We start from the raw sequence: 7,221 nt of genomic DNA, 5'->3' as shown, positions 1-7,221 counted from the left end.
TTGCAAAAGAAGGTTACTACAGTTTATCGGCAAACTACAAACGATTAAAACTTTATGAAACCGCTGTATGCGTCTAAGCATGTACAGTGGTGTGAGAGGTGGCGAAGTTACTTTGTACCTTCGCTTCCTACTTTAATTCATACCCACACAATATTCCCAAACCACCTCCGTTGTCTCAAAAAATATCAATCAACTTAATCACTCAATAACTTTTCAGCCATGGACAACACCCAATTCAACCAGTTAAATATGTTCCGTGCCGTTTCCAAGCACGCATCAAAACATCAGGCAATCACCGATACTATTCTTGCATTCAAAAACGGAATCATCGCCCTCAATACAAAAATCACAGCCATACAAACCACATCAGGCGAACAAGACCTCGCCATATCAGGCGTAACCACCAATAAAAAACAATTACAGGAAGCACTCGTGCAAAGCACATTTTCACACATCAGCCCAACGATGGGCTATGCAGTAACCATCAACGACACCACGCTTGAAGAACAAATGAATCTCTCCATCACCGACCTGCGCGATACAAATGACGACCAAATCGGGCAAAAAGCACAAACACTTTTAGGCATCGTAAATAATTTAGTCGGCTCACTTGGCGATTACGGAATCACCCCCGCCACCATCAACAGTTGGCAACAAGACATAAATAATTATCTCAATGTTGCCTTAGACCCGCGCCTCGCAATCACCCACCGAGCAACATTAACGGCAGAACTCGTAACACTTTTTTCCGAAGCAAATAAAATTCTCAAAAAAATTCTTGACCCCATTTCAATTTCTTTCAAAGCCAGCAACAAACATTATTTAAGCGATTACGAAAAAGCAAGAGAAATAATTGACCTCGGAAAAGGAACAACCCGCATCAAAGGAAAAATCACAATGCTTTCTGCCGATGGAGAACCCGCCTACAATAAAACAGTCCGAATCAACGAGCAGAATGTAGAAGTTAAAACAGATGTAGAAGGATTATTTGTTCACGAACCCGAAGCGCCCGCAACAGTTACAATGACAGTTTCGGGCGATGGAAGTGAAGACCAAACAACACCACCCTTTGCCTTCAAGAAAGGCGATACCATCATTAAGAACTTCGTCCTGCAACCCAAGATAAACCCCTGATGTTGTATTTCTCCCCCTTACCAAAGGGGGATTAAGGGGGTTGTCCTCACTTTTAGCGATAAAAACACGACTTTACCCCTTCCTGACCTTACTTTCCCCAATCTTGACCTTACTTTCCCACATCTTGACCTTACTTTGTCATATCTGGCGACACTTTGTCATATCTTGACCTCACTTTCCCGCATCTGAACTCAACTTTCCAGCATCCTGACCTTACTTTCTCGCATCTTGACCGTACTTTCCTCCATCTTGACCTTACTTTCTCGCATCTTGACCGTACTTTCCCGCATCCCTGCCTGCCGATAGGCACGGTTGACCGCACTTTTACCGTTTTTTTCACCCCGACAGCCAATCTTTTCCCGACCATCTCGCATACCTCGACAACTTTTAACAGCAACTTTCGGCAGACAGCGGTTCTTTCCTAAAATATTCTCACCATCGGACAGCAAATAAAAAACACCATATTCGCATGTGCGCATTCGTTAACGCTATTCGCATACCACATCTTCCAAACTGGCACGCACATTTGCATTTGCTCCTTTTTATTTTTAATAGTTGATGAGCAAATGCAAAAGAGCGTGCCCATCCTTCACCCCGACAGAAATAAATTTTCAAAAATGCCCGACCCAAAAACAAAAACAAAAAATAAAAACTGCACAGCAGACAGACACTTCATCACGACAGAAAAAAAGAAGGGCTACTGATAACAGCAGGTTGGAGAAATGGCGGTTGACATTTGGGAAAAATGTTTTCTGCATTTAATTATCTTTGTGCTGTGGGACAGTGAAGTGCTCCGAACACCGCCACTTCTCCAACCTGCAAAACGTTGGCAACAAGGCGCAAATACAAAATTTGTCTCCGTGGACAGCAACGCAATCGGTCAGACAATGAATCAAAATAATATTTCAGGCGTTCACTCGGGGACAATTTCGCAGTTCACTGACAGCAGACAAATACAAAAACCATTATCTTTGAACAATTATGTAAAATGACTTTACGCTTCTCATCATCGGACAGTTACGCGAGCAACCGCGACAATCTCTCACTTCGCTCGACAGTTGCTCCATCACTGACAGCATTTATAAAAACTAAATATAATAAAGTAGCTGGACAGTTACTTTCTCGGTTGTTCGTTTTGCAAGCACAGACAGCAACACAAAAAATCGGCAGACAAATCCTGCACAGCGTTCGGCTTGCACATTTGCAGCCCTTTTTTCATAGAAGAATATTTTTAGTCGGACTGCAAAAGAGCAAGCCTTCCGCCATCAAAAACACGCATCAAACAATTCCATACTCTTCGATTATTTTGAAGATCTTTTTATTTCTTATAAACTCAAACAATAATTAAAACCCAAATAATAATGAGTACTCAAGACATTGAGCGCAAAGCAGAAAGTGCTGTTAAGAAATACGAAAAAAAACATGGCAGAGAAACTACACCGTATAGAAAAACTGGAATGGATATGATTAGCTCAGGAAAAAATACTAAAAGATATATTGAAGTTAAAGGAACTAAACATTCTTCAAAACCAATTACTTTAACTGAGAAGCAATACAATAATCTTCGGGATAAAAAAAATTCATATCTCTATGTAGTAACTGATATAGGTAAAAATGCAAAGGTAAACGCCATCAAAGGATCTGATATTGGTTTGATAAAAAACCCAAAATGGGAAAAAACGATTAGAATTAAATTCCAAGAAATTATAAAACAAAAAATAACAAAATGAAAACAAGATTCCTCATCTTATCAATTGCATTTGCTGGAATTGCAAACGCCCAAGGCATTTGGTCTCAAAAAACAAATCTCACTGGTTCAGCAAGAAGGCTGGCGGTTGGTTTTTCCATAGGAAATAAAGGATATATTGGAACTGGAAGGAATGGCGCTACTTATTATAATGATTTATGGGAATGGGATAAATCAACTAATGCATGGACACAAAAAGCGAATATGCCTGGAGTTGCACGAAGTAATGCTGTAGGATTTTCAATAGGAACTAAAGGATATATTGGAACAGGATATGATGGTACAAATTACCTTGCAGATTTTTATGAATGGAATCAAGCAAACAATACTTGGTCGGCAAAAGCAAGTTTTGGAGGAGGTATAAGAGTATCTGCGGTTGGATTTTCCATCGGCACAAAAGGATATATAGGAACAGGATATAGCAGCACTTACACACAGGATTTCTGGGAATGGAACCAAACAACTGATACATGGATTCAGAAGGCAAATTTTCTTGGGATAGGAAGATATTTTGCAACAGGGTTTTCAATAGGCAATAAAGGATACATTGGAACAGGATATGACGGCACTAATTCTTTTCAAGATTTTTATGAATGGAATCAATTAACTGATATGTGGACTCAAAAAGCGGATTTTGATGGAGGACCAACTTTAGGAGCAGTCGGTTTTTCAATAGGAAGCAGAGGATACATCGGAACAGGTGCACCTGATATTAATATTAATACTTCTACTGACTATTTTAGTGAATATGACCCATCTTCTGATACATTGAATGGAACTCCATGGCAATACAAGGCGAGTTTTGGAGGTGGAACAAGAGAATATGCTGTCGGCTTTTCTATTGGATCTTATGGATATATTGGCACGGGAAGAGACGCATCTAACACCATGTGGGCAGATTTATGGGAATGGTGTTCTTTACAAGTTAATTCTTTTACAAAAGTTAATGTGTTATGTTATGGAGGAAATAATGGAAGTGCAAAAGTAAATATGTTTGGAGGCACTTTACCGTATACTTACAATTGGAATAATGGACAAACTATGCAAACAGCTACCGGACTTATTGCGGGAAATTATACTGTTACAATTACTGATAATGGCGGTTGCAATTCCACTGGAACAGTTTCAATCACACAGCCAAATCAACTTACTGTTACTGCATTAACCATTAATAATCCTGTATGTAATCATACGGGGATAATAAATGCAAATGTTTTTGGTGGCACACAACCCTATACTTATTCATGGAGCAACGGACAAACTACATCATCAATTTCAGGGCTTATGGCAGGAAATTATACAGTTACTATCAATGATAATAACAACTGCATTTCTACTTCGACTGTCTCTTTAACAAATAATTATTTACCTACTCCAAATATTTGCATGGTAACAGTTGATTCACTTTCATTGAATAATATTATTGTTTGGGATAAAACTTCTTATGCTGGAACAAGCATTGATAGTTTTATTATTTATAGAGAAATTACTACCAACAACTATTTACAAATTGGAGCAGTAAAATACGACTCTTTAAGTTTATTTATTGACACAGTAAAAACAAAATATTTTCCCAACACTGGCGACCCAAATGCAGGAACATATCGTTACAAAATTGCTGCGAAGGATACCTGCGGTAATTATTCGGCTTTAAGTCCATATCACAATACCATTTTCATTACAAATAATAGCGGGAATTTTTCTTGGGCGCAACTTTACACTATAGAAGGAAGTTCAAATCCTGTAAGCGCGTATGATTTATTGAGGGATGATAACAGTACTGGAAATTTTCAACCTGTGGCAAGCGTTGCCGGAACTCAACAAAATGTTACCGATCCTGCTTATGCTACTTATCAAACCACTGCATCGTGGCGAGTAAAAACTCAATGGAGTATAATTTGCACGCCTACTATAAAAAATGTTATTCCTTTCAGCAGTTCACTCAATTCATCTAAATCCAATGTATATAAAAATGGCATGGTTGGAATAAATGAAAATTCGGATGGCAGTGATTTTAATATTTTCATTTCTCCAAATCCATCAAATGGAATTTTCACGATTCAATCTCCAAATAAAATTTCAAACATTGAAATCTCAAATCTCATAGGAGAAAAAATATATTCTAGTAAGGTAAATTCTTCTCAAACAGAGATTGATTTAACCAAACAACCGCAAGGAATTTATTTTATCAAAGTAAATTCCGAGAAAGGAACAAGCATTAAAAAATTAATCAAAGAATAAATTTTGTCTTAATTTTGCATTAAAAGAAGCGCAATGAATACTAAAGAAGAAATAATTCAGTTCCTCAGAAACAATAAAAATTTCTTGAGAGAAAAATTTCATCTTACAAAAATCGGTGTATTCGGTTCATTTGCCAGAGGCGACCAAAAACCAAACAGTGATGTTGATATTCTGATTGAACTGGAAGAAGAAGCAAAAAATATTTTCGACCTCGAATATGATTTGCGCGAACTGCTGAAAAAACAATTCAACCGCAATGTAGATATATGCGAAGAAAAATATATTAAATCTTATTTCAAACCCTACATCTTAAGAGACGCAATCTATGTCTGAGCGCGAAATCCCCAACCTCATGCTCATGCTTGAGATGGTTGAAAAAATTCAAAGGCATGTTCAATCCATCAAGTCGCTCGAAGAATTTGAAAAAGATGAAAAAACTTTTGACGCCTGCATGATGGATTTTATCGTGATAGGCGAATTAGTTTGGAAACTATCCGATGAATTTCTTGAAAAACATAATCATGTTGAATGGTATAGAATCCGCGCCTTCCGAAATTTTGCTGCGCATGATTATTTTGGAATTAATCCAAAAAAAGTTTGGGAAATTATTCAAACCAAAATACCCGAACTGAAAACTAATCTCCAAAAGATTATTAACGGATAGCATTCAGAATCTCCTCTGCTTTCTTTTTTAAACGGTACGCCATCACTATTTCTTCTCCTCATACAACCGCACAATCTTTTTCAAATACTCCAACTCTTTTTTCAAATCCGCTATCTCTGTTTTACACGCATCCAATTCCTTTTGCAGTGCAGCATCTTCAATAACTTTTTTGCCGTCATCCTGAATCAAGTCGGAGGACACATAATGCTTAAAAAAATCATAATCCAACGCCTTGCAAACCTTCAGCAAAACATCCGTTTGCATCGTCTGCCGTTCAAAAATGCTTGTAGTTCCAGGCAAAGAATATCCCAAACGCTTCGCAAACTCCGTAGGACTAAGACGCATCTCCTTCATCCTCACCTTAATCATATTCCCGATATGTATATTCTCCTTCTCCATAGCAATAATATATTACTGATTAATCAAAAAGAACTCTCGTATTAGCCAACCTACCTTCTTCGGACTGGACTCTTATTAAAATCCATGCAATTTCAACATCTGAAACCTCAAAGTTAATATTATTCTTACCATAATTAGGTTCTATGTTACCGAAATTAGGTTCTAAATTAGGGAAATTAACATCGTAATTATCAAATTTAGCATCGTAATTACCAAATTTAACATCCGTCTTACAATATCTTCCATCGGAAAGAAGAAAACCTCTATCGGAACACGGAAATCTTCCTTCGGAAAAAAGAAATCCTCTATCAAAACACAGCAACTTCATATCGAAAAGAAAAAATCTTCCATCGTAACAAAGGAATTATCTATCGGAAAACAGAAATCCTTTATCGGAACACACCAATTCATTATCGGAAATAAAAAAACCTCCATCAGAATAGACAGACAAGTAAAAATATTTCCCCTTCTTGCAAACACAAAATGTCAAGCACATGGCGCATGAGCGGAAGAAACCATTATAGTTCTGCATGCGCCAAGAGCTTGCCATTTTCTTACCGTTCGTGCAATCATTGGGACAGCTACTCCAACCTTCTCCACTTTCTCACCTCGACAGTTTCGCATTTTATATCCCGACAGACAAAAAATAAAATAATATTCTCGCAACTTTAAAATATTTCCTCGCGCCTCACTTCCCGACAGTCACTTTCATTTAGACAATCTCGTAATTCTCATCGGACAGACAAGAATCAGCAGGACGTGAACGCCCAGTTGCCAACATCAGGTTTGCGCTATGCGGGCTGACGTTTTAATTTGAAATTTGTATCTTCGTTTTATGTTTGTAATGGCAGACAATTTTGTATTCCAAAATCCCGCACATCGCAAACCTGAAAAACGTTACCCACAATGCAAAAAGACAAACAAAATATTATTAACTTTACAAACATAGAAAGTGCGGTGTCAGCACTATAATCACTGACAACAATAAAATGAAAACTAAAATTTATCTACTGACCTTGGTTACAATTTTTAGTGT

At 37.5% G+C, this 7,221-nt stretch carries 10 protein-coding genes; 9 read left to right on the top strand and 1 reads right to left on the bottom strand.

Features of this window, described 5'->3' with window-relative positions:
- Positions 1–219: 219 nt before the first annotated feature.
- From HY841_09625 to HY841_09585, 9 genes are all read left to right on the top strand, one after another.
- Positions 220–1,134, top strand: coding sequence for a hypothetical protein (locus tag HY841_09625; GenBank protein ID MBI4931009.1), 915 nt, complete (start codon positions 220–222; stop codon positions 1,132–1,134).
- Between the two features lie 155 nt (positions 1,135–1,289).
- A complete protein-coding gene (locus HY841_09620) occupies positions 1,290–1,559 on the top strand; it encodes a hypothetical protein (GenBank protein ID MBI4931008.1) in 270 nt (89 codons plus the stop codon).
- Positions 1,560–1,700: 141 nt separating this feature from the next.
- Positions 1,701–1,838 carry a hypothetical protein gene (locus HY841_09615; protein ID MBI4931007.1) on the top strand — a complete coding sequence of 46 codons (138 nt, stop codon included), beginning with the start codon at positions 1,701–1,703 and terminating at the stop codon, positions 1,836–1,838.
- An 18-nt stretch (positions 1,839–1,856) separates the two neighbouring features.
- On the top strand, positions 1,857–2,126 hold the full coding sequence (locus HY841_09610) for a hypothetical protein (protein MBI4931006.1): 270 nt from the start codon (positions 1,857–1,859) through the stop codon (positions 2,124–2,126).
- On the top strand, positions 2,123–2,482 hold the full coding sequence (locus tag HY841_09605) for a hypothetical protein (GenBank protein MBI4931005.1): 360 nt from the start codon (positions 2,123–2,125) through the stop codon (positions 2,480–2,482). Before HY841_09610 ends, HY841_09605 begins: the two co-directional genes overlap by 4 nt.
- Before the next feature lie 13 nt (positions 2,483–2,495).
- Positions 2,496–2,864: a DUF3883 domain-containing protein gene (locus HY841_09600; protein MBI4931004.1), complete on the top strand. Its 369-nt coding sequence runs from the start codon at positions 2,496–2,498 to the stop codon at positions 2,862–2,864.
- Complete coding sequence (locus HY841_09595; GenBank protein ID MBI4931003.1) at positions 2,861–5,122, top strand: T9SS type A sorting domain-containing protein; 2,262 nt, start codon at positions 2,861–2,863, stop codon at positions 5,120–5,122. Before HY841_09600 ends, HY841_09595 begins: the two co-directional genes overlap by 4 nt.
- Before the next feature lie 33 nt (positions 5,123–5,155).
- The gene (locus HY841_09590) at positions 5,156–5,455 is read left to right on the top strand and encodes a nucleotidyltransferase family protein (protein MBI4931002.1); all 300 of its coding nucleotides are present in this window, start codon (positions 5,156–5,158) and stop codon (positions 5,453–5,455) included.
- A complete protein-coding gene (locus HY841_09585; GenBank protein MBI4931001.1) occupies positions 5,448–5,786 on the top strand; it encodes a DUF86 domain-containing protein in 339 nt (112 codons plus the stop codon). The genes HY841_09590 and HY841_09585 overlap by 8 nt, the downstream gene beginning before the upstream one ends.
- Before the next feature lie 45 nt (positions 5,787–5,831).
- On the opposite strand, the gene HY841_09580 is transcribed toward HY841_09585, so the two are convergent.
- Entirely contained in the window at positions 5,832–6,185 is a 354-nt protein-coding gene (locus HY841_09580; protein ID MBI4931000.1) for a helix-turn-helix domain-containing protein, read from the bottom strand.
- Between the last annotated feature and the right edge of the window lie 1,036 nt (positions 6,186–7,221).

The sequence above is a fragment of the Bacteroidota bacterium genome, from assembly GCA_016213405.1.
Classification (GTDB): domain Bacteria; phylum Bacteroidota; class Bacteroidia; order Palsa-948; family Palsa-948; genus Palsa-948.
The sequence above is the reverse complement of the archived record's forward strand: the minus strand, read 5'-3'. Positions and strand labels throughout refer to the sequence as shown.